The organism is Nostoc sp. ATCC 53789, from assembly GCF_009873495.1.
Taxonomy (GTDB): Bacteria; Cyanobacteriota; Cyanobacteriia; order Cyanobacteriales; family Nostocaceae; genus Nostoc; species Nostoc muscorum_A.
Window position 1 is genome coordinate 3211802 of sequence record NZ_CP046703.1, and the last position, 22119, is coordinate 3233920.

Below are 22119 nucleotides of genomic sequence, written 5' to 3' on the forward strand. Positions count from 1 at the left end.
TGAGGAACTATGGCTCAAATTCCAGCTTCTAGCGATCGCCAATTTTCTGCTGATACTGAAATTTGGTATAGCCTCAAATGTGCGATCTCCACTAGTTCCGGTTTTCAACGCTGGCAACTAGAACGTGATGCTCAATTACACGGAATTCGCTTGGAACAGCAGGTACAAAGGTATTTAAGGGAAACTTTAGAAACTTTAGCTTACTAAAAATTGAGTAAATCTTGTAGGCTTGTTTGCAAGCGACGAAGTTGACGGTATGCACCCTCCAAGCGTTTGCCATCAACTTCCACTTCATTAGTGGGATAATTTTGAATAATTTCGATTAGCGACACCTGCCCATCTTGACTTGCAGAAAGTACCAAAGCAGATCGCAAAGCCTGCCGATCTGCTCTGCGAGACGGTGTATAAATAACTTGACTAATTTGATCCAAAATAATATTACCAATCTGGCTGTTCAGAACTCTATCTAAAAATACCAGGTTTACTTTCACAGGCTCCGTTAAATATTGACGAATGGCTTTAGGATCTTGTCGTGCTAAAGCAAAATCAACTCGTAATGAACGTGAAAGTTCACCTGTTTGGGCAAAGGTGGATAGTTCAGCTACTGAAAGTGATTCACGGAAAATACCATAGTTCAACACTACTCGTTCCGCAGCAAAGGCAGGAATAGACAAAAGTACAAGACAGGTACTACCTAGTAAAACCAAGGTGCGACGCAACCCCAAAAATTTAAAACGCATTTCTCCCAATTTCCAATAGATTTGCTTTTCCTGTGATGATATTCCAGTAGAATTAGTTGCGGCATCTGGCTTTAGGAAATACCAAAAATTGAAGAAGAATTCAGTAATCGAAGCAAAGACAGGATGAGCGCTTAGACAAAACAGCGATAGACATTGCCTTATCCTGAAAGCCTACAGATTGGCAAAAATCCAGCTACCATCTGGATTAACTAGATTTGGGGCTTAACAAGAGGCAAAATCCCTTTGTTAAAGATAGGCAAACTTCCACCGTCTTGTACTAGTAAAATTTTCTGAATAAAATAATATAACTAATGTATAAGTTCTGTGATGTATCTAAGGAAATTAGCTGAATCAGTGCTAATCATCCAGTATAGTTTTGCATGGGTTTGACAGCAGCTACAAGACTGCTAGTTTCAACCTTGTTCGACATACCGTAATTCAGCACATCACAGACGGAAAAAATGAAATATCGGGGTTTTCACATTTCTATAGCGAAAAATTTTCGCCTTCTTTCTAGCAGTCATCTCAGATATACTTTACGCGGGGGAGCCGGACTAACGGCAATGCTTGCTGTTTACTGCGGTTCAATATTACTACCCGGTGCGGTTAATGCTGGTGCGACTCACCCAAAAGCGATCGCCCCAACTCTCACAGCACAAGTTCCGACAACCGCCGCAGCAATTTATGTTAATCCCGCAACTGGTGTAGACAGTGCTAGTGCTGGTACAACCTCAGCTGCACCTTACAAAAGCATCAGTTTCGCTCTCAGTCAAGCCCAAGCAGGTGCAGTTATTCAATTAGCACCTGGGAACTATAACCAGGAAAGTGGCGAAACCTTCCCATTGTTGCTTAAACCAGGAGTGACACTGCGGGGTGATGAAGCTAGTAAAGGTCAGGCAATATTAATTACAGGTGGAGGTTTCTACACTAGTCGTACCTTTGCTAGACAAGACATTACCATCCTTGCCGAACAAGATACCACTATTACTGGTGTCAGCGTTACCAACCCAAATAGCCGGGGTACGGCTGTGTGGGTGGAATCAACTAATCCCACTATCAAAAACAGTACTTTTACTAACAGTGTTAGAGAGGGTGTTTTTGTCACGGGTACAGGCAATCCTAAAATTGAAAGTAACATCTTTGTCCAAAACAAAGGCAATGGGATTTCAATTGCTAAAGCTGCTCAAGGAGAAATTCGGGGTAACTTATTTCAGGATACTGGTTTTGGTCTAGCGATCGGTGGTACTTCCACACCCCTAATTGTGGAAAACCAAATCGTCGAAAATCAAGATGGTCTTTTTATCTCAGAGTCAGCCAAGCCCGTATTGCGTAAGAATGTCATTCAGAACAATAAGCGGGATGGTGTAGTAGCAACTGTTAGTGCTTTACCTGACCTTGGCACCAACGAAAATCCTGGTGGTAATCTTATCCGCAATAACACTCGTTATGATGTGAACAACGCCACTAAAACCAGTAAAATTGTCGCTGTTGGCAACGATATCGATCAGAAAAAGATTTTTGGCTCAGTAGATTTTGTTGCCGCAGCTGTTGATGTACCGCCTGGTGGGCCTGTTGCCTTTAAAGATGTGCCAGCAAATTACTGGGCAAAAACCTACATCGAAGCTTTAGCTTCTCAAAATATTATTGCTGGCTTTCCTGATGGCAGCTTTAAACCCAATGAACCTGTAACCCGCGCTCAATTTGCCACTATTGTCACTAAAGCTTTAACACCACCAGTCAAACGCGCAGGTATTAAGTTTAAAGATGTAGCAACAAATTTCTGGGCTTACGCTGCAATTCAATCTGCTTACCAGAGTCAATTTGTTTCTGGTTATCCTGATGGTACTTTTAAACCACAGCAGCAAATTCCCAGAGTGCAGGTGCTAGTCTCTTTAGCTAATGGTTTGGGCTTAACTGCAAATAATCAGAACGTCCTTTCTTTTTATACCGATGCTGCCCAGATTCCTAATTATGCGATCGCTTCTGTTGCGGCTGCAACTGCACAGCAGCTAGTAATCAACTATCCCACAGCGAAGCAACTCAATCCTAATCGTCAAGCGACTAGAGCCGAAGTTGCCGCCTTTGTTTACCAGGCACTTGTCAGTGCTGGACGTGCCCAACCAATTCCTTCATCCTATTTGGTAACAGCCCAGTAAATGCCTAGTTAGCAAATTGAAAGCGCCAAGACTAACAAATTATTAGTCTGGCGCTTCCAATATTGCGAGTTTTTATTAATTTTGGGGTTTTTTAAACATAAAATTTGGGGTCTTTAAATATAACTGACCCCATTTGAATGTGATTTGTTTTATGGTCAGGGTCTTTATATATGGCTGACCCCGTTTCAACGATTTCTAGTTTCTCAGAAATTTTTACTTTTTGGGATTTCCTAATAATTTTTTTATTTTTTCTCTGTTTATATTTTAATCTTTATAAAAGCATTAATCAATATAAAGATATATATAAATAAAGCAGTAAAAAAGTCATCAGCTAAAATTTTTCTCTTCAAGAATTAGGACTTTTGCCTGATTGGGGACGTTGTTGCCGACGCTGTTCCCAACGCCAAAGGAAGATCATTAGGGCAACTATTCCTACTTGGAGAGCTAAACTAGGCAAAGCACTCTCAACATCCCGTCCGGCAAGCACTTGGAAAAAAAACACGAATGCGCCAATGGAGCCAGAAGCACCAAAAGCGATGTAGATAAATTGTCGTAAGCCGCGATAAGGAGCGGCTATTTCTGCTTTGAGGCTGGCATACTGTTCAGGGTTCAGGCGATTTTTGAGATTTTGATCTACCATGATTAAATCGTGTTATACTCTTAGATTGTGTACGCCGATGTGGCTCAGTGGTAGAGCAGCTGATTCGTAATCAGCAGGCCGTGGGTTCAAATCCCATCATCGGCTTTGGGGAAAATGTTCCTCAATATTAAAGTTTGACATAAATTAAGCTTCTAGCCAAAGGGGTGTAAAAACTATGCTTACGGCGGCAAACTACGCACTCTAATTTTACCGAGTAAATTAGTTTTAAACCTTTACTCGAACTCGGTTTCACAAAAAGATTTTAACAAATCGATACAGTTAGCGATCGCTCCTAAATGAGCAATTTCATATCCATGTGTATTTTGGGTAGGAAACGCCAAACACGCAGCACGCCCAACATGACCAAATTTCATGGCAATGGAAGCATCACTACCAAACCCGCTCAAAATTGTAAATTGCACAGGCATATCCAACTGTTTGGCACATTGGCGTAGTTGTGCATTTAGCCCTTCATCATATATCCCATAAGCATCTTGAGATAAAAGTACAGGACTTTCCCCATCTTTAACAGGATATTCCTCAGATAATGGACAAATTTCTAAAGCAATTAACGCATCCAAACGCTGATTTTGGGTGAAAAATAGCGCTCCAATTGCTCCTACTTCTTCTTTGGCTGAAGCTACCAAATAAACATCAACAACTGGCTGTTTCAGGTTTTCAGCTAAAGCTAGCAAAATCGCAACAGAGGCTTTGTTATCCAAGGTGTAACTGGCAATATGATCCTTTAACCTAATTGGATGCTTGCGATGCTTGCCGATTACCATTTTAGTTCCAGGTCGAATGCCAGCTGCTTCTAATTCAACCGCAGTGCATTTCGTTTCAATCCAGGCATTTTCCCACTTAACAGTAGTATCTTCCTGCTGGACTTTTTGGGGAGATTCATGGGAAACGTGGCGGGAACCAAAGCTGAGAATACCGCTAATGGTTTCCTGATCTCCCAATAAATCAACAACCCCTTCGCCGTAAACCCACGGGAAAGAACCACCGAGTTTACGGACTTCCACACGACCTTCATCACCGAGACTCTTGACAATTGCGCCAATTTCGTCTTTATGTGCGGTGATTGCGATCGCTCGGTCTGGATTTTTCCCTGGAATCTTGGCAATAATATTATCGGCGCGATCGCACCACACTTCTACACCCAGCGCTGCAAATCGTTGCATCAACAATTGGTTAATCTCAGCTTCTGCACCACTAGGTGAATGGTGCATAACTAATTCTTCAATAATTTCAAATAAGCGATCGTAATCCCACATCAATACAGTTAGTTTAATTTTCAACTGTTGTATGAGACAATTGTGCATCAACAACCCAGTCTGTTGACACAAGTACCGATCTTTTTTGTTGACGCTTCAGCACTCCTACTGCACCAAAAGCACCAAGGGCTAAAATTCCCAAATTTATCGCAGGTTCAGGAACAGACTTAGCCTCAATCGCCGCCAGTGCTGCATCTGCAACTAACTTATGAACGCCTGTTGTTGGATGCACGGAGTCAAAGAATAAATAATCGTTTGGTTGGGAGCATACACTGATGATTGTCTGGAAATTCCCGACTACGCAAGGGGTAGTCACATCTTGAAACCCAAATGTCCCTGGATTTGCTTGTATTTGATTAAATAGGGAAAACACATCGACAGAGATTAGATTCAGACCAGAGTTATTGCTAAATTTGCCTAGTTCCTGTGTTAATTCCTGGTTATGCTGATTTGTCAAAGCAGTCAAGTTGCTAGATGAACCTGTAGCGAATGCCAATGGAATCTTACCCAAATCAGGCAAGTTAAAGACTAAAATATTTTTTGCGCCAGCTGAGGCAAGTAACCCTACTGCATTTGATAAATTCTGAACTGTTTGAGTTGTATTAGTAGCTTGACCAAACACATAATCATTTGCACCTCCCCACACAGCATAGAGGGCATTTGGATCAAGCTTCTGATTAGCTTGTTGCGTCAACAAGCCGACTTGTTCCAGTACTCCTGGTAAGGGTGCATTAGGAACAACAGCATTACCTTGACCAGAACTAGCACCGCCCACAGCAAAGTTAACCCCTTGGTTAGGAATACTAGGATTTAAAGTAATGTATGGAGAGGGTGTTAATCCTAGCTGATCTCCAAGGTAGTCTACCCAAACCTGCTGATTAGAAAAACGCCCTTGAAAGTATGGTGGGTCTTGGGGAATAGCTGTTGTCGGAGCGACTAAACCACCAGTAGCAGCGAAGACATTGCCAGTATCAGAAAGGCTGTCGCCAAAAACGTAAAATTTGCTAAAACTCGCTGCACTCGCCTTGAGCGGTAACATGAAAGATAAGAGAACAAATCCTGCGGCTACAGCTTGTTTTTTCATATTTGTTTTACCTGTGGTATTTTTTAGTTTGTTTTAAAGTAATGAAAAGGCGATCGCTGGCAATTTGTTTTTTGAGTTAATTCAAACTAAGTACGTATATTGAGTTAATTTACGTTGTTTTACCTAACTATGCCTCAAAAATTCATCAAACACAGGTAAAAACGCTGAAAACACTTAGATTTACATTTTCTTGATAAAAAATCAGTGTATTACAAAGAAATCGCAAATTTTCCATGCTAAAGCTTGGGCATTGTCCACTTTTCTGCTACGGATAAACTAACCGCAACAGAATGGCGTAACCCTTCGTAGACATCGCTTTAACTTCGCTTTAGCTTCAAAGCTTCAGTTGCCGACACACCTTCACTCTGACTGCCGAAATACCACAAAGTCATAGCAGCTTCAGCACGAGTTACTGGTTTTTTGGGCTGAAACAGAGTCGTATAGCCAAACACCCGCCGAATATTCGATTGTTCGCCATTTTGGTAATCAGCCAGCACTGCTCTTAAAGCCTTGGGGTCAATTCGCGCTGAGTCTTGGAAACCCCAGGTCTGTTTAACCGTATCTAAGTTAGCAGAAGGTAAAGCTTGACGAGTATCTAGGGGTAATTTCCACAACAGTAATTGTTCCCGCGTTAGGGGTGCATCAGGACGAAACAAAACAGCTGTGGAATCTCCGGACAAAGGACTAGGAATTAACCCAGCTTCGGCTAATCCCTGAATTGCTGGAAAATCAGGGTCTTTTGCGGTAACATCACTAAAAATTGGTTGAGTGCTTTCTGATGCCAAGCGAATTTGTTTAGCTGGATTGCTGGCATACATAGTATTGTTAGCAGCAATTAGCCAACGAGCATATTCCCGATGTGTAACAATTTTACCGGGTTCAAACTGGTTATTTGTGGTAGTAGAATTACTCTTAGTTGCCTTTGGTTCTAGGGATAAAACACCTAATGCGGCTAAGTCTTGGATGTGTTGCCGCCATTCTTGCGGTACTTTATTCAGATCGCTGAATTCTTGAGATTCGGCTGTGGCTGTAGGAGTTGTTTCGTTATTAGCTGTACTTTGTGGCTGTGCTGCCAAGTTTGCAGGTGGTACTGGGCCAATGAACTGTGGATTTCCTGGTTGAGGAACGACGTTAGTAGTTTCGTTAGAATTTGTATTTGGGGTAGTTTGTGCCGTAGCAATACTATTCGGTACGTAATCAATCAGTAATTCTGTGGCGGTTTGGGGTTGATTGGGTGTAGCGTTAGTAACTGATTTAGGCTGAATGGAAATCTTCAACAGTAAATCGTTACGACGTACCTCAAAAGTACCTCCCGCATCATCTGTTGGTTGTTGCAAAATCTGCCAGTTATTTGTTTTAAACTGGTTGCCATAAAAGCTAGCGATAAAGTTGCTAGGGTCAGAACTCAACCAACGAGTTGAGGTTTTATTTTCTGAACCGCTAGCAGGTATAACTTCCTCTAGTTTGGCATTGGCATATAGGGGGATATCTTTGGGAAAATCAGCTGGTAACTGAACTGTTGAATCGTTTGGCTGTGCTTGTGGTTGCTTACTCTGAGATTCTCCAAAGACAACTGGATTGCTTTGCAGCTTCGGATCTGCCGCCAAAGATTCTTCAAGGTTTTTGGCAACTGGACTGTTAGCACAGGCTGTTAAGGAAGTCAGTAGAACAGCCCAAATTAGAAATACAGCTGGACGTTTACAGGGAAGCACAGGAAATCACAAATGAGTTTCAATTCCTACCCTAGCGCAGACTGTTCATTAATTGGGCATTGGGCAGAAGAGGCAGAGGGGAAGAGAGCAGGGAGCAGAGGGGAAAGTTATTCTGCTCCTATCCCTTGCCCCTGCTCCCCGGCTTCTTCTGCTCCCTGCCTCTCAGTATCACCAAATGACACTACCGACTCAGCACGTTGTCTTAGTAAATGTCTTTATTAATATCTCTAAAAATGAGTAAACGGTAGCAAAAGCTACCGTATTGTCTTCGTTTTACAGCCATTAGGTTTTTATAATTCCCATGCTTATTTATAGAGTTCCCAAAAATTCTGGCAAACTAACATTTTTGGGAAAAAAACAGAAATAAATCTGAAATACTTGCTAGACAAGAGTTTTATAATTTTGAGAACCTAAGCTTACAGAGATTAGGACGGGTTAAGGGAGTTTTTAGTCAGCAGTTTAGTGCTGCTCAAAATTAATATGGCAAGATTACTAGATTGAGAATCCATTTTTGAGATATTTATCGAAATATTCAATTGCCAGAGCAGATAACTGATTGGGAACTTGCTAAAGAACATTTTAGCTACCAAAAGCTTTAATCTGCTTCCAGATGCACGAACTTAATGCGATCACTCAACACCTAAAGTGATAAACTGGGAATAAAGCCCCCTTAGCCTCACCCAAAGAGGGAAATCAATTAAAGTTCGCTAACACTGGCTTACAATCGATTCTGGAAATTATTCATCTGACGATGGTAAGCTGAATAAGGCAATAGCCAGAAAATGCCAGTGTTCAGCAATTCCAGGGACTTAGCGTAAGTTCGTTATTCTCGGCAACTGGGGTCATAACCAAAACAGTCAAGTGTCGCAGCAGTTTCCCTAATTTCTATAAATAGATTTTCTGGGGAAAATGTTACTTGTGCTGTAGTCAAGAGTTTCTTGGCAGCCTCGAAAGCAGTAAGTACTGACTCTAAAAGTGCGTAGTTTATCGCCGTAGGCATCGCCCTGATGTTATCCAAAAAGTTGTCTTAGGGCAACCCATCCCCTATTCTCCTGAGATAGGCAGGTCTTCTTTGAGGAAGGCTGGGCACAGAGTACGCTTCGTAAGTTATATATAGGCAGTACATAGTTGTTAGCGATAGCTGTTTTCCTAATCCTAATAATGATTGGGTTGAGGCAAACAAGACACTTCATTGGATGCACTGGCGTTTAAAAAACCCTCTCTCCACAAACTTGGTCTAAACAGTTAACAGCTTACTGATAGATTAGATACAATTAGCATCTGCGTTTAGTTGGGCGTAGGCTTTGCCCGCCGTAGGCATCGCTTGTTGAAAGCGAGTAGTCAATTTGACATACTGCTTTACTAGCCGATTTGACATAGTATTAAACCTTTCACCTGCTAACTCTAGCGACAATTTTTCATTCAGGGCAAACTAAGGCTTATATTCAAGGGTCTTGGGTGTTTCTTGGAGATGAAGTTAGTCAAAAATGGGCAAAAGGCTGAAAAAGATATATTTAGTGTCAAAAATGCAGAACTAAGAGCAGTATGAAAATCTAAAATAGATATTAAATTGAAGACCAAAACAACGACCATCGACAACCGTTAGTCAATTTTACTTTCTGTAAAGAGTCACCGGGTTGTTACCAGTGCTGAAACACGATTACATGCAAGTTTCCCAGGATCAGCCTATTTATTCTGAAGCTCCACTCCAACTGTTACTTTTTGTCGATGGACGACCTAAGTCCCGCCAACAAGTACAGCGAATACGTGCTTACTTAAAAGAATTGCAGGCTGAGTATACTTTTGAAGTTCAAACTATCGATGTTGGACAACAACCTTACTTAGCAGAACACTTTAAGTTGGTAGCAACGCCAGCTTTAATCAAAATCCATCCTGAACCACGACAGGTTTTGGCTGGGAGTAATATCATAGCGCAATTGAAAAACTGGTGGCCTCGCTGGCAAGTCGCTGTAGACGCTTACTTAAAATTACAGGAAGACTTGCAAGAACACATGGACGACAATGGTCGGGGCACATTACCCAAATCCACTATCCATTCAGTTGCTGTTTCTGCTGAACTAATCCGACTCTCAGACGAAATTTTTCGCTTGAAACAGGAAAAAGATAACCTCCAAGAGCAGCTACAGTTTAAAGATCGGGTGATTGCGATGCTGGCGCACGATCTTCGTAATCCCCTAACTGCTGCCGCGATCGCAATGGAAACTCTCCAATCTAACTACAATCTAGAGACAGGGGAATTCCAGCGCCTCAAGCCATCAATGACAGCACATTTATTAAAACAAGCCCGCAATCAAACTAAGGTCATTGACCGAATGATTACTGACCTTTTGCAGGTAGGTCGTGGAAAAGATACAGAGTTTCCTCTATTACCACAAAAGGTACAACTAGGTAAAGTCTTTTTAGATGTACTCGAAGAATTGTGCGATCGCTACACCGCCAAATCCCAAGAGGTTGAAACAGATATTCCTAGTGACTTACCTTATGTATATGCTGATCCAGAACGCATCCGCCAAGTGCTAGTGAATCTGTTAGATAATGCCATCAAATATACTCCAGAAGGTGGCAAGATTAGCGTTTCCGGATTGCACCGCACTACCCAAAAAGTTCAGTTTAGTATTGGCGATACTGGGCCTGGTATTCCTGTAGAGAATCGCGATCGCATCTTTGAAAACCACTTCCGCCTACAACGGGATGAAGGTAAAGAAGGTTACGGCATTGGTCTTTGTTTATGCCAACGTATTATCCTGGCACACTATGGCCAAATTTGGGTAGACTCTGCCCCCAATAACGGAGCATGGTTCCACTTCACGCTGCCAGTTTATCCTTCTTAAGCAATGGATATTCACAAATGACAAATGACAAATGACAATTAAAAACTTGAGATAAAGCGATCGCGCCCCCCTGCCTTTGCTTCGTAGAGTGCTTTATCTGCTCGCACAATCAAATCTGAAGGTGAGGATTCCCAAGTAGGGACAAGAGTTGCTACGCCCATACTTAGCGTGACATACTGACTCACCGCAGATCCGGCGTGAGCAATTTGCAAATCTTTGATTCCCGCTTGTATGGTTGCGGCCACGTGAATTGCACCAGATGCATGGGTGTATGGCATAATCACAGCAAATTCTTCGCCACCATAACGCGCTACTAAATCTTGATGTTTTTGCGCCTTCAGATTTAAGACAGCACCCACCTTTTGTAAACAGACATCTCCAGCAGGATGGCCATATTTATCGTTATAAAATTTAAAATAGTCGATATCACACAAAATCATTGACAAAGGAGATTCCTCTTGGGCAAGATTAATCCACTGAGTATTAAGATAATCGTCAAAGCGACGACGATTAGCCAAATCAGTTAAGCCATCTACATTGGCAAGGTGCTGCAAAGCTTGGTTTGCTGCCTCTAATTGTTTGTATACTTGTGCTTGCTGTAGCAGTCGGCGCAATCGTTGACGCAATACAGGCCAGTGAATTGGCTTAGTAACATAATCAGTGGCTCCTGCATCAAAAGCACGGTTTACAGATTCCTCATCGTCCAAGCATGTGATCATCAATATGGGAGTGCGCTCCCATATTTTAGAGATAACAGTATTGTTAAGAGCCGAATCAGTATCAAAGGTTGCAAGGGCTGAGATTAAATTATTCCTGGCAATTTGGAGCAATTGCTTACAGCAGGTAAAGCCATCCATCACAGGCATTACAGCATCTAGCAAAACTATATCCGGTTTGATAGTCTCGTAAGCATCTAAACATTGCTTACCATCATTGACCTCAACCACTCGATAACCTTCTTGTTCCATAGCTTTACGCAACAACACTCGGATAGTCTTGTCATCATCAGCCACTAGAATCAGTGGTGGTTGTTTAGAAACAGAAAATGAGCTTATGCCTGACATGAGTTGCCTTCCACTTGCAGGATTATTCTGAAAAAGGCTGTGCAACTCAATCGCATGGGAGCGATCGCTCTTTTCATCAATGCCAGAATTTGCGGCAAAGGTGTGTCTGGCTTCACAATCAACTGTTTTTTGACAATAGACTGCTCAATGTTCTTGAGCCAAGCAAGCGGTAGATAACTAAGTTGCATAGACAATCTATAATTGGAACGCGAAGGCAATTTTTACCTTTTTGTTCGGCTATGGTTATGGGAGGAAGTGTTGCTTTTATATTTCCCCATTGTTAAAGTTAAATTGCAATTATTTTGAAAATTGCAAATACGCACCTTAATTAATTAGTTTATAAACTTAGCGAAATAGAGAAAAGCAGTTGTCAAAGTACGTTCAGAAAATATAGCAGCCCTAAATCATTCGTGAGAGATAAAATCCCTGAAAGGCTTTAAAATACGCATTTTTAATCTACGTATTTTCTTACGTTTAAATTTTGATTGCTATAGCTAATATTAAATACTAATATCACTTGACTTAAATGTCTTTAGTCTATTGGAAAGTGGGGATAAAAACTCAGTATAATTACATAAGACGAAGATTTAAGTTAGTTCAAATTTTTATTGTCTAATCACTTTGAGTTAATAAATTAAGTAAAAATTCTTATTTCATCCGATTAAGTATATTTAGTTAAGTTAAAAATCGATTTTTTATTCTAAAAAACAGTAATTTAGTAGTTAAGTTTATATATTAGATATACTAAACTAAGCTGGATATCTTAAAGAGCTAAATCCTATTAGTACTGCACAGAAAGCAGTTAAAATAGATAGGATACCCCTTCTTTGACTACAAAAATAACCCGACGTTATTACAAAAAAACAAATCCATTTGTATTTACAAAATCTTTAAAATGCCAGATTCATTAATGTATCAGCAAGATCACTTTGTTCTTTTAGAAACAAATAAGCCAGAGCAATTTTTGACACAATCAGAGTTATTAGAAAAGCTCAAAACGACTCTCCAGCAACTTATAATTCAAGATTTACCACCTGACTTGCAAAACTTTGATACTGTGGAAGCTCAAGCACAATATTTACTCGACACCGGCTGTGAATTAGATATTGGCCCTGGGAAATATTTACAATGGTATGCAGTTCGTTTAGAAAAATAACTTTTTGGTTAGTAGTAAAAAAACGAGTCAATGCTGTATATAGCAATACAATTGACTTAATTATCATCCGTGGCAATTTTTAGGCGTGTAGAGACGCAAAGTTTCGCGTCTCTACTTAGGTTGATGCTATCCACCGATGAAAGTGAAAACTTTAGTTAACTTAAGTACAAAGAGGGTTTCTTTGTCGATAACTTAAGTAAAATGTGGGTACCGACAAGCCATAAAGCTTTGGTAACAATAACTTTTGTCCCTGACTATTGACTACTGACGAGTGACTCTTTTGGAGTATTAATCAGGGCTAACTCAATTGTATTTTCAGATGGCTGTGTTATTTGAACCTCCAATCCCGGCCCAAAATAATTAGTCATTTTTTCCTGCTTTTTTTGCCATACATCAATTGGTATTAGTGGTGAATCAAATTCTAAAATTAGGGCATAGTTACCATTAACTTCTACTTCTCGTAACCCTGTGACTGTTGGCCGTTCCTGGTCTGTGGGACTCAAACCCAGAAAAGAAAGTGTTGAATCTAAATGAGCATCTTGACCGTAACAATATCGGGTGATATCTTTGCGAATTTTATTTTGAGTCTCAGTTGCTTGCTGTTCCCGCAGTTTCAATGCTGACGGTGATGTATTTTGGGTAAAGGGTACTGGCTTAAGTTCATTAGCTTTTAGTGCCAGTCCTCCCAACAATAGAGGAATACCGTAAAAAAATCCAACAAGATTGAGTGTGGCATTATTACCAGCATAGGCGACGAAGCCCATAATGGTTAATATGCCACCGATAGTTAAACCGAGTGTTCCCAAAGAGATTTGGCGTAGCATGAGCTTAAATTAGTATAAATTCTTAATACCTCAGTTTTATTATCATCGGCTATGAGTAACAAATTAGGGAAGAACATCATCCCTAGAGATTAGTAATTCAACCAACTCAAAATTGCCAGGTCAAGGCTCACACAAAGAGAAGTCAAGAGCTTCTGGCTTACTTAGTTTAAAACTTTTTATATCACAGATGCTACACGTAGCCTGCTTTTGAGTAGGGGTACGGGAGACATGAGGAGTTTCTAGAGAAGACAGTTAGTGTAGTGGACTACTAAGAGTATAGTGCCCCAAAATGTTGGATTTTGAGTTAACTTAAAATTTAAAGGTAGTTAAAAATGGAAAAAAAATAATGGATCTACAGACTATAAAAGAACGAATTGTTGCAGTTCAAAGTAAACGCGAGTACCTATTAGGACTGCTAGAGCAACCAAACCTGGGAACATTGAGAGTTGACGTAAATCAGGCTTTGGAAGAACTAGATGAATTAATTGATGAATTTAAACGCACCATTCCGGTAGAGTAGAAAATAGCATAAATGCGTCGGTTTAACTGTAAACTTCAGCTAATACCGACGCTCCGCAATACTATAATATTCTCAAATCCCCAGAATTTAACTAAGCCTGAGCTGACGAAGCAGCATAGTTGTATCAATTTATCCTGCAACTGAATCATCTTTTGCACGCTGACCTAACCGCCTAACTAAAGCAATCAGTTCGCTTGTCGCTACATCTTTCTTGCAAACGTCATCAAAGCTAGACATTGCCTTAGTTCCTTGAAAACTTATGTCTTCTACTGAGGAGTAAGCAAGGATTTGGGTGTTCGGAGATATAGCTTTAATTTGGCTAGACGCGCTCCAGCCATCCATGACTGGCATTTGTAAATCTAGAACAATTACGTCAGGATGACAACGTTTAACCATTTCTATAGCTTCTTCACCATTACTAGCTAAACCTACTACTTGAATATTCTCCTGACAAGAAAAAACCAATTGTAAGGTTAGACGAGTCAGTTCATGGTCATCAACTACTAGAACACGCAAGGTAGAAAGCTCACAGGATAACATTAACATTGAGGGGAAAGACAAATTTATTCAGAATAACCTCTCTAGTCTATGGGAACATGTGCAAGCACTAACTCTATCCAATGGGTGATTGAAGAAGAATTCAGAATTTAGAAATCAGTAATCTTGATGCTCTTTACGAGACGCTTTTGCTAGGAAGATCGCCGCAGGGGTAAGCAGACTCGCTATCCCTATGCTATCTGCTTTTTGATCGGAATTCATTCTGAATTTGGAATCCTGATTCATGAATTTTGTGTGAACCTATGACAAATAACTTAGATAACTTTTAAAAATTATCTAAGTTTAGCTAGTTGTCAAAGTTAAAGTACTTATTTTTTAATCAATCAAGTTTGAGGTTACACCAGTTGAGCGTAATGCCATATTCATAAGAATTTTTTGTGAATTGGCTTCTGGAGAATCATCATAAGGACGGCGTTGAATGTAAGTGCCATCGGCTTGTAATTCCCAAGCTTGGCGATTATCTGCGAGCATAATTCCCATAATTTCTTGCAAATCTTTTGCAATATCTGGGTCTTTTATTGGGGTAATTACTTCGACTCGACGATCTAGGTTGCGGCGCATCCAGTCGGCACTGCCAATAAAGATTTCCTCCTGTGTATTGTTATGAAAATAATAAATGCGAGAGTGTTCTAAAAAGCGACCGACGATACTGATAATGCGAATATTTTCACTAATATCTTTGAGTCCTGGACGCAAACAGCAAACGCCCCTGATAATTAAGTCTATTTGCACACCGGCGCGAGAAGCTTCATATAAAGTGGCGATAATTTCTGGATCGACTAGAGAATTCATTTTGGCAACAATGCGTCCAGAAAATCCATTTTGAACATTTTCAATTTCGCGATGAATTAGTGCCAAAAAGCGATCGCGCATATTCACAGGTGCAACCAGCAATTCTCGATAAGACTTTTGCAGGGAGTATCCTGTCAAGAAATTAAATAAATCTGTGATATCAGCACCTAATTCTTCACGGCAACTAAACAATCCCAAATCTGTATACAGCCGTGCCGTTTTAGGATTATAGTTACCAGTGCCAATATGTACGTAGCGGCGTATTCGATCTTTTTCCCGCCGTACCACCATGACGGTTTTACTGTGGGTTTTCAGCCCGACTAAACCATAGACTACATGAACTCCAACTCTTTCTAGTCGTTTTGCCCAGTAAATATTATTTTCCTCATCAAATCGCGCCTTTAATTCCACGAGTACAGATACCTGCTTATCATTTTCGGCGGCGGCGATTAGGGCGTTAACTATGGGCGAGTCACCAGAAGTCCGGTAAAGGGTCATCTTGATGGCTAAAACATTCGGATCGTAGGCAGCATGGGTAATAAAGCGCACCACTGTAGCCGAAAAGGATTGATAGGGATGGTGTACTAGCAAATCCTTTTCCCGAATCACAGCAAAAAAGTCTTTTCCTTCGTCCGTCTCCAGCGTATCTGGATCTAAACTCGGTTCCCTCAGCCTTTGCAAGCGTAATGGTACAACAGATTGGCGTGGTGGATCTTTGAGTTCTGGCAATGGCAAGGACATAAAATACATCAAATCCCGCAGTCCCAAAAGACCGTCTACTTCGTAGAGATCGCTTTCTGTTAATTCCAAATCATGCAATAATCGCGATCGCACTATTTCAGGAGTCTGGGATTGAATTTCTAGCCGCACTGGACTCCCGCCTAGCCGCCGTTTTCGCAATTCCTGTTCAATCGCTAACAACAAATCATCTGCTTCATCTTCTTCTAAGACCAAATCGGCATCACGGGTAATGCGGAACGGATGATATTCTTGAATATTCATCCCTGGAAATAGAGATTCCAAGTTATGAGCGATCGCTTGTTCTAAAGGTACTCCAGTCCAGTGAGCAGGTTTGCCATTATTTTGATCTCCCAACTCCGGCGGTATCGGTAAAAATCGTGGGAGAACACTGGGAACTTTAACTCTGGCAAAGAATTCTTCTTCGGTGTCTGGATTTTTGACCACAACAGCCAGATTCAGACTGAGATTAGAAATAAAAGGAAAGGGATGACTAGGATCAACAGCCAGAGGAGTCAAAACGGGAAAGACTTGTTCCTCAAAATAATTGTTGAGATGAGTTCGCTGTTTTTGATTCAAATCTATGTAATCCAGAATATGGATGCCATGATTTGCTAGTAGAGGACGAAGTACTTGTTCAAAATGTTGATGCTCTTTTTTTACATGAGGAATTAGGGTAGACCTAATATCGTCTAGCTGTTGTTGTGGTGTCCGACCATCAGGAGTCAACAGGCTAACTTTCGCCTCTACTTGTTGCTTTAAACCAGCAACCCGCACCATGAAAAACTCATCCAAATTAGAGTTGAAGATTGCTAAAAACTTGAGGCGTTCAAGAAGAGGCGTGCGATCATCACAAGCTTCATGTAATACCCTGGCATTAAATTGTAGCCAGCTTAACTCCCGGTTAAGATAATATTGTGGATCGTTTAAATTGATGGGATTGGCGCTTTTTTTAGATTTTGCCATAACGATCTTAGGGTAGCCAGATGTAGCCCATACAGATGGAGAACAATACACATAGTAAATTAAATCGGGCATCCAAGTGAAGCGGTTTGTCCCTAATTGTCGCTTTTAGAAAAATCCTAAAAACTTATTTTTCTTGAGTTTCTTTTTTCTCCTGAGTTTCCTTAGCGGCTGCGGCAATCGGTAATTGCAGATTTTGGTCGTATATAAACTCTTTATTAATTGCTATTTCTAATTTTGGTAAAGTGTTGCTGCTGGCGATGCCATCTTGAACAGGAACACGCAATGTATAGTTACCAACAGGAACGGCATCTAGACGGTAAAGACCAAATTGATCAGTCACAGATGATACTACTCGTTTGCCTTGAGCATCAACTAGTTCTACTTCCACATTTGGTATTGGCTGACCTGCCACATCAGTAATTTTGCCTGCCATACCATATTCTAATCTAACGGGGAAATCTAATTGAGTCACAGCTGCACCTGCTACTTCCGCAACTATAGAAGTTTTCCGCACAGCAACTTCAATTGGTAATTCGTCTGGGTCTAGTGCAATTACATAGACACCTTCTCGCAAGTTACCGACAAAGAAATTACCTTGAGCATCTATTTTAGCTGTACCGACACTGCGACCACGGTTATCGTAAACATTTATAATACCGCCACCAAGATCTGCACCATTTCTGTCACCTTGAACAACCATTCGTCCAGCGATCGCTCCTCTGTCTTTGCTAACTGTGCTATATTCAGCCGGTGACACTCTACCGCCAGCAAATGATAAATCTGATACTAAGGATATGGTCAGGCGATCGTCCCCAATGCCACCAAGAATGTTTCTATTTCTAGAGGGGATGCCTTGATAATCAATTGAGGCGAATAATCCTGGCACTATCCGCATACTAGCACCTACAACCGGCCCAACTTCTCCATCTCTATATCCTAGTCCTAAGCGCCAACTCAGACCATAAAGGCTAGGAGAGCTATAATTCAGTCCCAAAGTGTAACGAGTCGCTAAATCACCACCCGATTCAGTCCCGAAGGATACTAAATAATCACGGCTTAGGTTATAGCCAAAATCTGTTGAATAGATATCACCAAAAGAGTTAAAAGATAATCTGCTATTTCTTGTTGGTTGGTAAAAGGCATTTAATGAATAGTTGCCAAAATAATCTGGTGTACCTCTCAAAGACAAGTTAGACAATGGACGGAATGAAAAAGTTGGCAGAATGTAATTACTTGAATCACTTTGGTTTTGGTAACTACGGGCAATAAAGCCTAAACTCAAATTATTACTGAATTTATATCTGACATCTAGAGCGTTGTTCTTGCGATCGCGTAAGCGATCGTTACTGCTGCTAAAATAGCCTGTTGGATATAATTCAGAAACTCCTAAAATTTGCAAACGCTCCAACTGAATATCCAAATTAGCCGTATAACCTAATTCACCGCTAGAACTACCGACATTCGCTGATAAAATTACAGGACTTGCCAAACGCCAAGCAAAACCTGCCTGTGCTTGTGTAGTATCAGGTAATAATTGTACAGAGCTTTCCAACGTTAAATTATCAGATATACCCTGGCGTATCTGATAAAATCCAGCGAGCTGACCTGATTGAGTCGAAGGAAAATCATCCAATAAATTATTTTGGATATAGTTACCAGTTAATCCTATTCCGGCTAGCTGCACATTACCGCCAGATGGTAACAATAAATCTGAAGCATTGAGTCTTAAAGAACGAATTTCTGTAGGTACACTGAAATTATTGCGGTCAAATACAAACAGTTCAATATCATTACTTTGACCAGTAGGCAAATTGACATCCGCAAATTCGTATTCTCCACTTAGTCCTACCTGCCGTTGAGCAATCACAACGCCACTAACTCTTAACTGAACAAAACTGGCTGGGGGAACTACACCACGAAATGTTTGTATAGGTTGGGAACGTCTTGGTAGAAGCTCATTAGCACTATAACCTGTATTAAACCTGTCGGCAGGTAGATTAGTATAACCAATCTGTGCTCCTGTCAAATTGAGGTTAGTAGCTAAAGGATTCAACCCAATTTGTTGGCGACCTATTTGATAAAGCATTCGCCCTGAGCGTTTAAAGTAAAAATATTCACTTAGTTGAGGTGAGTTAACAAAATCATTCTCTAAACGTAACCGCCACGCACCACCTCCCAAACGCCCACCCAAAAGAGAAGAACTACGCCAGTTTGTATTACCAGAATTACTGTAATAATTTAACTCTTGCCGGAAATTAGATAAACCACTACTAGGAGGTCTAACTTCAGGCTTGAGGTCAATTGCCTGATTGCTCGATTCTCCACTACCTCTGCGCCAAGGTAAATCAACATTCAAAGCTAAATCTGAAGTTTTTAGCTCTATCTCGGTAAGTAATTTTTCTTTTAAAAAAGTATCCCGAATATAGGTAATACCATTAATTTTTTTCAAATCTGACTCTGTAACAGTTACTACACCTAAAGGTGTTTTCAGTTGGGTTTTACCGACATCAATATTTTCAACCGTAAATCCAGCAATTTGGGCAAAATCAGACAGTGGAATTAATAATTTTCCTTCCTCTGGAATAACTTCTAAACTTCCAACTTCCTGTCCATTAATGAATACTCCCAACAATAAACTTTTAGCTTCCGCCAAGATATTATTAATAGGAGGATTTGCCGGAGGATTATTCTTACCCGTTGAGCTTTTTAAAACATCACTGCTAGGAGAATTTGGAATAACTATATTATTGTTAATCTTTTGTTCCTTATCAGGAGAGATCGGATTTTTTGCATCATGATTATGAGCAGCATCTCTGATATCTCTTAGAGTACTTTTGATGTCACGAATAGCTGAATGCTGAGACGCTGCTGAGGGTGTGATACTTTGAGCTACAACCTGTTGACTAAGTTGCTTGGTGTCAGAATCTAAAGCATTTTCAGTAGTTATGTTACTAGCTGTAATGTTTTCATCATCTACCTTGCAAGAATCCTGTGATTTATCCGTGGAAAACTCAGGTGGTAATGTTTCTGGTGGTGAAGGAGTTGAAATTGCTCCGGCAAATACTTTATGTTCTTGACTAATGCGGGTATCTGACTGCGTTTTACAAGAACCATTCTCTGACTGTATAATTGTAATTGGTGGAGGAGATACTGAAGGTTGGTAGAGCATAAGTAGAGCATAAACTGAAGTACACAAATTTGTATGGGTAGCCGAAGAAACTTCCCGGCTACAAATCATTGCTGAGAAAATAAAAAAACTTATTTAGTAAAGCTTTAGCTATTGCATTTACAAAAGCTAAAACACATTCAATTTGCACATTTAAATTCCATCCAACTCGTGGAGCGAGAATCTTACCTAGACCAATTAACGCAATTTAAATGTGGAATAGTTTATCTGCGATGCTGAGGATTTTTGAGAGAATTTCTTAATTTTTGAGAAGCAGGCTGAGTTTGAGTGTTGATATTATTAGCCAGTGGAGCATTAATGGGCACTGTAAAAGGTATGCCTTTTTTAATCGCTACACCATTTAGTTCACCATTTATATCCAAGACATAATTACCAGGGGGTAAGTTTTTAGTAATTGGTAGCAAAACTCTACGACGGCTATCAGGTAAAATTGGTGTTGTAGGTAAAAACCCTACATCCACTAAAGGCCCAGTCTTTTTGTCCTCTGGTTTTTCTAAATTAGCTATGGGTTTTGTCGCCTCAACACCTGGATATTTAGCAGCCGGCCAGATAGCATATTGACCTTGCATCTGTACGTATGCGTTACCTTGACTAGAAATATCAAATACGGCATTGAGAGCATTAGGTTTAGTATTTACGCTTACAGAATTTAAGACACCAATTTTCTTGATATCTCCTACATAACCGTATATTGCAACTCCTAGTTTGCCAATTAAAGTTACATTTTTAGTCCTTGAAGTAGTCCGAGGTATCTCTTCAAAATAAAGTACTGCCCGATGTTCCCCGGATTGGGGCTTAACTCTAGGACGGATGGCGAAACGAACAGTTTGTGAGCCACCTGGTGGAATTGTAAATCTAGAAGGAGTAAAAACAATCCACTGCTCTAAAGATTGCTCTTTAGGAGGAACTATTTGCACTTTATTTTCCTCATTCATCATCCACGATTGCACATAAACCTTAAGCTCAACTGGTTGAGAATCAAGGTTTAAAACACGAACAGCTTGAGAACGTGTTTTGTTACTGTTCATATCTATGTGAAATCTGGGTGGACTCACACCAACATTAATTGCCATTGCAGGAGGTATACTTAGAGCTAATGCTCCGATTACACCCAAGGCAATATTTATTGATTTTGGCAAGATCGGGATTAAATTCTTCACTTTTAAGCACACCATAAAGCAATTATTTTTTAAATTCAAGTACATAAATTAACGGCGATCTACTACTACCGCTAATTCCCCAGCATATTGACCTGCAACTTGGGTACCAGAAATGTCCATTTTTAATCTGAATCCGCCTTGTACCAAAGCTGTATTACTATTGGGATCGCGAGAAATTTCAATTATGGGCAATGGCTCTACAACAACTTGAACCGCAGAATTAGAACGCTGTTCACTGCTAATTGCGTTACTCCTGCCATTTTCGGCTTTCATCTCATAAGTGGCATAAAGTAAGTTCACTTGGTCTACAGGAACACGCATCTGCCAAATATTAGGAAATTCCCGAACAATCAAAGTATTAAATTGAGGAGGTGCTAATAAATCTCCTGGATTACTCACTGACTCACTTTTAGCAGTTACAGAAATTTCTGACTGTGAGATGGGAGGAATTCTCAGCCTTTGGGGAGTCGCTAACTGGTAAATCTCTGTGGGTTCAACTGTAGGAATGAATTGTGCCACAGTCGGTATTGGTGGACACGCTAACATAGCTATACTGACAGCTATGGAATTTAGTAGATAACGTTTGCAACTCTTAGTTGGATGCCATGACATATTGCTAAATTGTTCACATTCAAATCATGTGTACAGGTCAAATCTTTACTGAGTTTCGTTGCTAATAGATTTAATATGGGA

Annotated in this window: 19 protein-coding genes and 1 tRNA gene; 6 read left to right on the plus strand and 14 right to left on the minus strand. The window is 40.4% G+C overall.

What is annotated here, in order from left to right; genetic code table 11:
• The first annotated feature begins 9 nt into the window (after nt 1-9).
• Complete coding sequence (locus tag GJB62_RS13205) at nt 10-207, plus strand: hypothetical protein (RefSeq protein WP_012412012.1); 198 nt, start codon at nt 10-12, stop codon at nt 205-207.
• Here GJB62_RS13205 and GJB62_RS13210 read toward each other — a convergent pair.
• Nucleotides 204-740, minus strand: a complete 537-nt coding sequence (locus GJB62_RS13210) for an alpha/beta hydrolase (RefSeq protein ID WP_114081471.1) — start codon at nt 738-740, stop codon at nt 204-206. The two genes, GJB62_RS13205 and GJB62_RS13210, sit on opposite strands and share 4 nt — an antisense overlap.
• A gap of 461 nt (nt 741-1201) precedes the next feature.
• On the opposite strand from GJB62_RS13210, the gene GJB62_RS13215 reads away from it, so the two are divergent.
• Nucleotides 1202-2896: a DUF1565 domain-containing protein gene (locus GJB62_RS13215; protein ID WP_114081470.1), complete on the plus strand. Its 1695-nt coding sequence runs from the start codon at nt 1202-1204 to the stop codon at nt 2894-2896.
• Nucleotides 2897-3242: 346 nt separating this feature from the next.
• Here the strand turns inward: GJB62_RS13215 and GJB62_RS13220 are convergent, their stop codons facing one another.
• Nucleotides 3243-3536 (minus strand): DUF3493 domain-containing protein, encoded by a 294-nt coding sequence (locus GJB62_RS13220; protein WP_114081469.1) that lies wholly within the window; start codon nt 3534-3536, stop codon nt 3243-3245.
• Nucleotides 3537-3569: 33 nt separating this feature from the next.
• Here GJB62_RS13220 and GJB62_RS13225 point away from each other — a divergent pair.
• A tRNA-Thr gene (locus GJB62_RS13225) sits at nt 3570-3641 on the plus strand.
• 128 nt (nt 3642-3769) lie between these two features.
• On the opposite strand, the gene GJB62_RS13230 is transcribed toward GJB62_RS13225, so the two are convergent.
• The 4 genes from GJB62_RS13230 to GJB62_RS13245 form a co-directional block, all read right to left on the minus strand.
• Nucleotides 3770-4813, minus strand: coding sequence for a M20/M25/M40 family metallo-hydrolase (locus tag GJB62_RS13230; RefSeq protein WP_114081507.1), 1044 nt, complete (start codon nt 4811-4813; stop codon nt 3770-3772).
• 13 nt (nt 4814-4826) lie between these two features.
• Nucleotides 4827-5897 carry an SGNH/GDSL hydrolase family protein gene (locus tag GJB62_RS13235; protein WP_114081468.1) on the minus strand — a complete coding sequence of 357 codons (1071 nt, stop codon included), beginning with the start codon at nt 5895-5897 and terminating at the stop codon, nt 4827-4829.
• 317 nt (nt 5898-6214) lie between these two features.
• On the minus strand, nt 6215-7609 hold the full coding sequence (locus tag GJB62_RS13240; protein ID WP_114081467.1) for an S-layer homology domain-containing protein: 1395 nt from the start codon (nt 7607-7609) through the stop codon (nt 6215-6217).
• Between the two features lie 823 nt (nt 7610-8432).
• Entirely contained in the window at nt 8433-8609 is a 177-nt protein-coding gene (locus GJB62_RS13245; RefSeq protein WP_159402513.1) for a hypothetical protein, read from the minus strand.
• Nucleotides 8610-9255: 646 nt separating this feature from the next.
• Between GJB62_RS13245 and GJB62_RS13250 the strand changes: the two genes are divergently transcribed.
• The gene (locus GJB62_RS13250; protein WP_179073441.1) at nt 9256-10461 is read left to right on the plus strand and encodes a histidine kinase; all 1206 of its coding nucleotides are present in this window, start codon (nt 9256-9258) and stop codon (nt 10459-10461) included.
• A 38-nt stretch (nt 10462-10499) separates the two neighbouring features.
• Here the strand turns inward: GJB62_RS13250 and GJB62_RS13255 are convergent, their stop codons facing one another.
• Together GJB62_RS13255 and GJB62_RS13260 are read right to left on the minus strand one after the other, a co-directional pair.
• A complete protein-coding gene (locus GJB62_RS13255) occupies nt 10500-11525 on the minus strand; it encodes a PleD family two-component system response regulator (RefSeq protein WP_114081464.1) in 1026 nt (341 codons plus the stop codon).
• Nucleotides 11513-11713 carry a hypothetical protein gene (locus GJB62_RS13260; protein ID WP_041565700.1) on the minus strand — a complete coding sequence of 67 codons (201 nt, stop codon included), beginning with the start codon at nt 11711-11713 and terminating at the stop codon, nt 11513-11515. Before GJB62_RS13260 ends, GJB62_RS13255 begins: the two co-directional genes overlap by 13 nt.
• 707 nt (nt 11714-12420) lie before the next feature.
• Between GJB62_RS13260 and GJB62_RS13265 the strand changes: the two genes are divergently transcribed.
• On the plus strand, nt 12421-12681 hold the full coding sequence (locus GJB62_RS13265) for a chlororespiratory reduction protein 7 (RefSeq protein ID WP_114081463.1): 261 nt from the start codon (nt 12421-12423) through the stop codon (nt 12679-12681).
• Between the two features lie 254 nt (nt 12682-12935).
• Here the strand turns inward: GJB62_RS13265 and GJB62_RS13270 are convergent, their stop codons facing one another.
• Entirely contained in the window at nt 12936-13505 is a 570-nt protein-coding gene (locus GJB62_RS13270) for a DUF2854 domain-containing protein (RefSeq protein WP_114081462.1), read from the minus strand.
• 346 nt (nt 13506-13851) lie between these two features.
• On the opposite strand from GJB62_RS13270, the gene GJB62_RS36680 reads away from it, so the two are divergent.
• Nucleotides 13852-14025, plus strand: a complete 174-nt coding sequence (locus GJB62_RS36680) for a hypothetical protein (RefSeq protein ID WP_012412001.1) — start codon at nt 13852-13854, stop codon at nt 14023-14025.
• A gap of 129 nt (nt 14026-14154) precedes the next feature.
• Here GJB62_RS36680 and GJB62_RS13275 read toward each other — a convergent pair whose 3' ends face one another.
• From GJB62_RS13275 to GJB62_RS13295, 5 genes are all read right to left on the minus strand, one after another.
• Nucleotides 14155-14571 carry a response regulator transcription factor gene (locus tag GJB62_RS13275; protein ID WP_114081461.1) on the minus strand — a complete coding sequence of 139 codons (417 nt, stop codon included), beginning with the start codon at nt 14569-14571 and terminating at the stop codon, nt 14155-14157.
• Nucleotides 14572-14898: 327 nt separating this feature from the next.
• Nucleotides 14899-17079, minus strand: a complete 2181-nt coding sequence (gene ppk1 / locus GJB62_RS13280; protein ID WP_114081506.1) for a polyphosphate kinase 1 — start codon at nt 17077-17079, stop codon at nt 14899-14901.
• Nucleotides 17080-17203: 124 nt separating this feature from the next.
• Nucleotides 17204-20248 carry a carboxypeptidase regulatory-like domain-containing protein gene (locus GJB62_RS13285; RefSeq protein WP_114081460.1) on the minus strand — a complete coding sequence of 1015 codons (3045 nt, stop codon included), beginning with the start codon at nt 20246-20248 and terminating at the stop codon, nt 17204-17206.
• Between the two features lie 221 nt (nt 20249-20469).
• On the minus strand, nt 20470-21408 hold the full coding sequence (locus GJB62_RS13290; protein WP_114081505.1) for a fimbria/pilus periplasmic chaperone: 939 nt from the start codon (nt 21406-21408) through the stop codon (nt 20470-20472).
• A 66-nt stretch (nt 21409-21474) separates the two neighbouring features.
• Nucleotides 21475-22038, minus strand: coding sequence for a hypothetical protein (locus GJB62_RS13295; protein ID WP_114081459.1), 564 nt, complete (start codon nt 22036-22038; stop codon nt 21475-21477).
• Between the last annotated feature and the right edge of the window lie 81 nt (nt 22039-22119).

Coding starts and splice junctions, on each gene's coding strand:
- GJB62_RS13205 (WP_012412012.1), top strand. CDS start 10: ATGGCTCAAATTCCAGCTTCTAGCGATCGCCAATTTTCTGCTGATACT.
- GJB62_RS13210 (WP_114081471.1), bottom strand. CDS start 740: ATGCGTTTTAAATTTTTGGGGTTGCGTCGCACCTTGGTTTTACTAGGT.
- GJB62_RS13215 (WP_114081470.1), top strand. CDS start 1,202: ATGAAATATCGGGGTTTTCACATTTCTATAGCGAAAAATTTTCGCCTT.
- GJB62_RS13220 (WP_114081469.1), bottom strand. CDS start 3,536: ATGGTAGATCAAAATCTCAAAAATCGCCTGAACCCTGAACAGTATGCC.
- GJB62_RS13230 (WP_114081507.1), bottom strand. CDS start 4,813: ATGTGGGATTACGATCGCTTATTTGAAATTATTGAAGAATTAGTTATG.
- GJB62_RS13235 (WP_114081468.1), bottom strand. CDS start 5,897: ATGAAAAAACAAGCTGTAGCCGCAGGATTTGTTCTCTTATCTTTCATG.
- GJB62_RS13245 (WP_159402513.1), bottom strand. CDS start 8,609: ATGCCTACGGCGATAAACTACGCACTTTTAGAGTCAGTACTTACTGCT.
- GJB62_RS13255 (WP_114081464.1), bottom strand. CDS start 11,525: ATGTCAGGCATAAGCTCATTTTCTGTTTCTAAACAACCACCACTGATT.
- GJB62_RS13260 (WP_041565700.1), bottom strand. CDS start 11,713: ATGCAACTTAGTTATCTACCGCTTGCTTGGCTCAAGAACATTGAGCAG.
- GJB62_RS13265 (WP_114081463.1), top strand. CDS start 12,421: ATGCCAGATTCATTAATGTATCAGCAAGATCACTTTGTTCTTTTAGAA.
- GJB62_RS13270 (WP_114081462.1), bottom strand. CDS start 13,505: ATGCTACGCCAAATCTCTTTGGGAACACTCGGTTTAACTATCGGTGGC.
- GJB62_RS36680 (WP_012412001.1), top strand. CDS start 13,852: ATGGATCTACAGACTATAAAAGAACGAATTGTTGCAGTTCAAAGTAAA.
- GJB62_RS13275 (WP_114081461.1), bottom strand. CDS start 14,571: ATGTTAATGTTATCCTGTGAGCTTTCTACCTTGCGTGTTCTAGTAGTT.
- ppk1 (WP_114081506.1), bottom strand. CDS start 17,079: ATGGCAAAATCTAAAAAAAGCGCCAATCCCATCAATTTAAACGATCCA.
- GJB62_RS13285 (WP_114081460.1), bottom strand. CDS start 20,248: ATGCTCTACCAACCTTCAGTATCTCCTCCACCAATTACAATTATACAG.
- GJB62_RS13295 (WP_114081459.1), bottom strand. CDS start 22,038: ATGTCATGGCATCCAACTAAGAGTTGCAAACGTTATCTACTAAATTCC.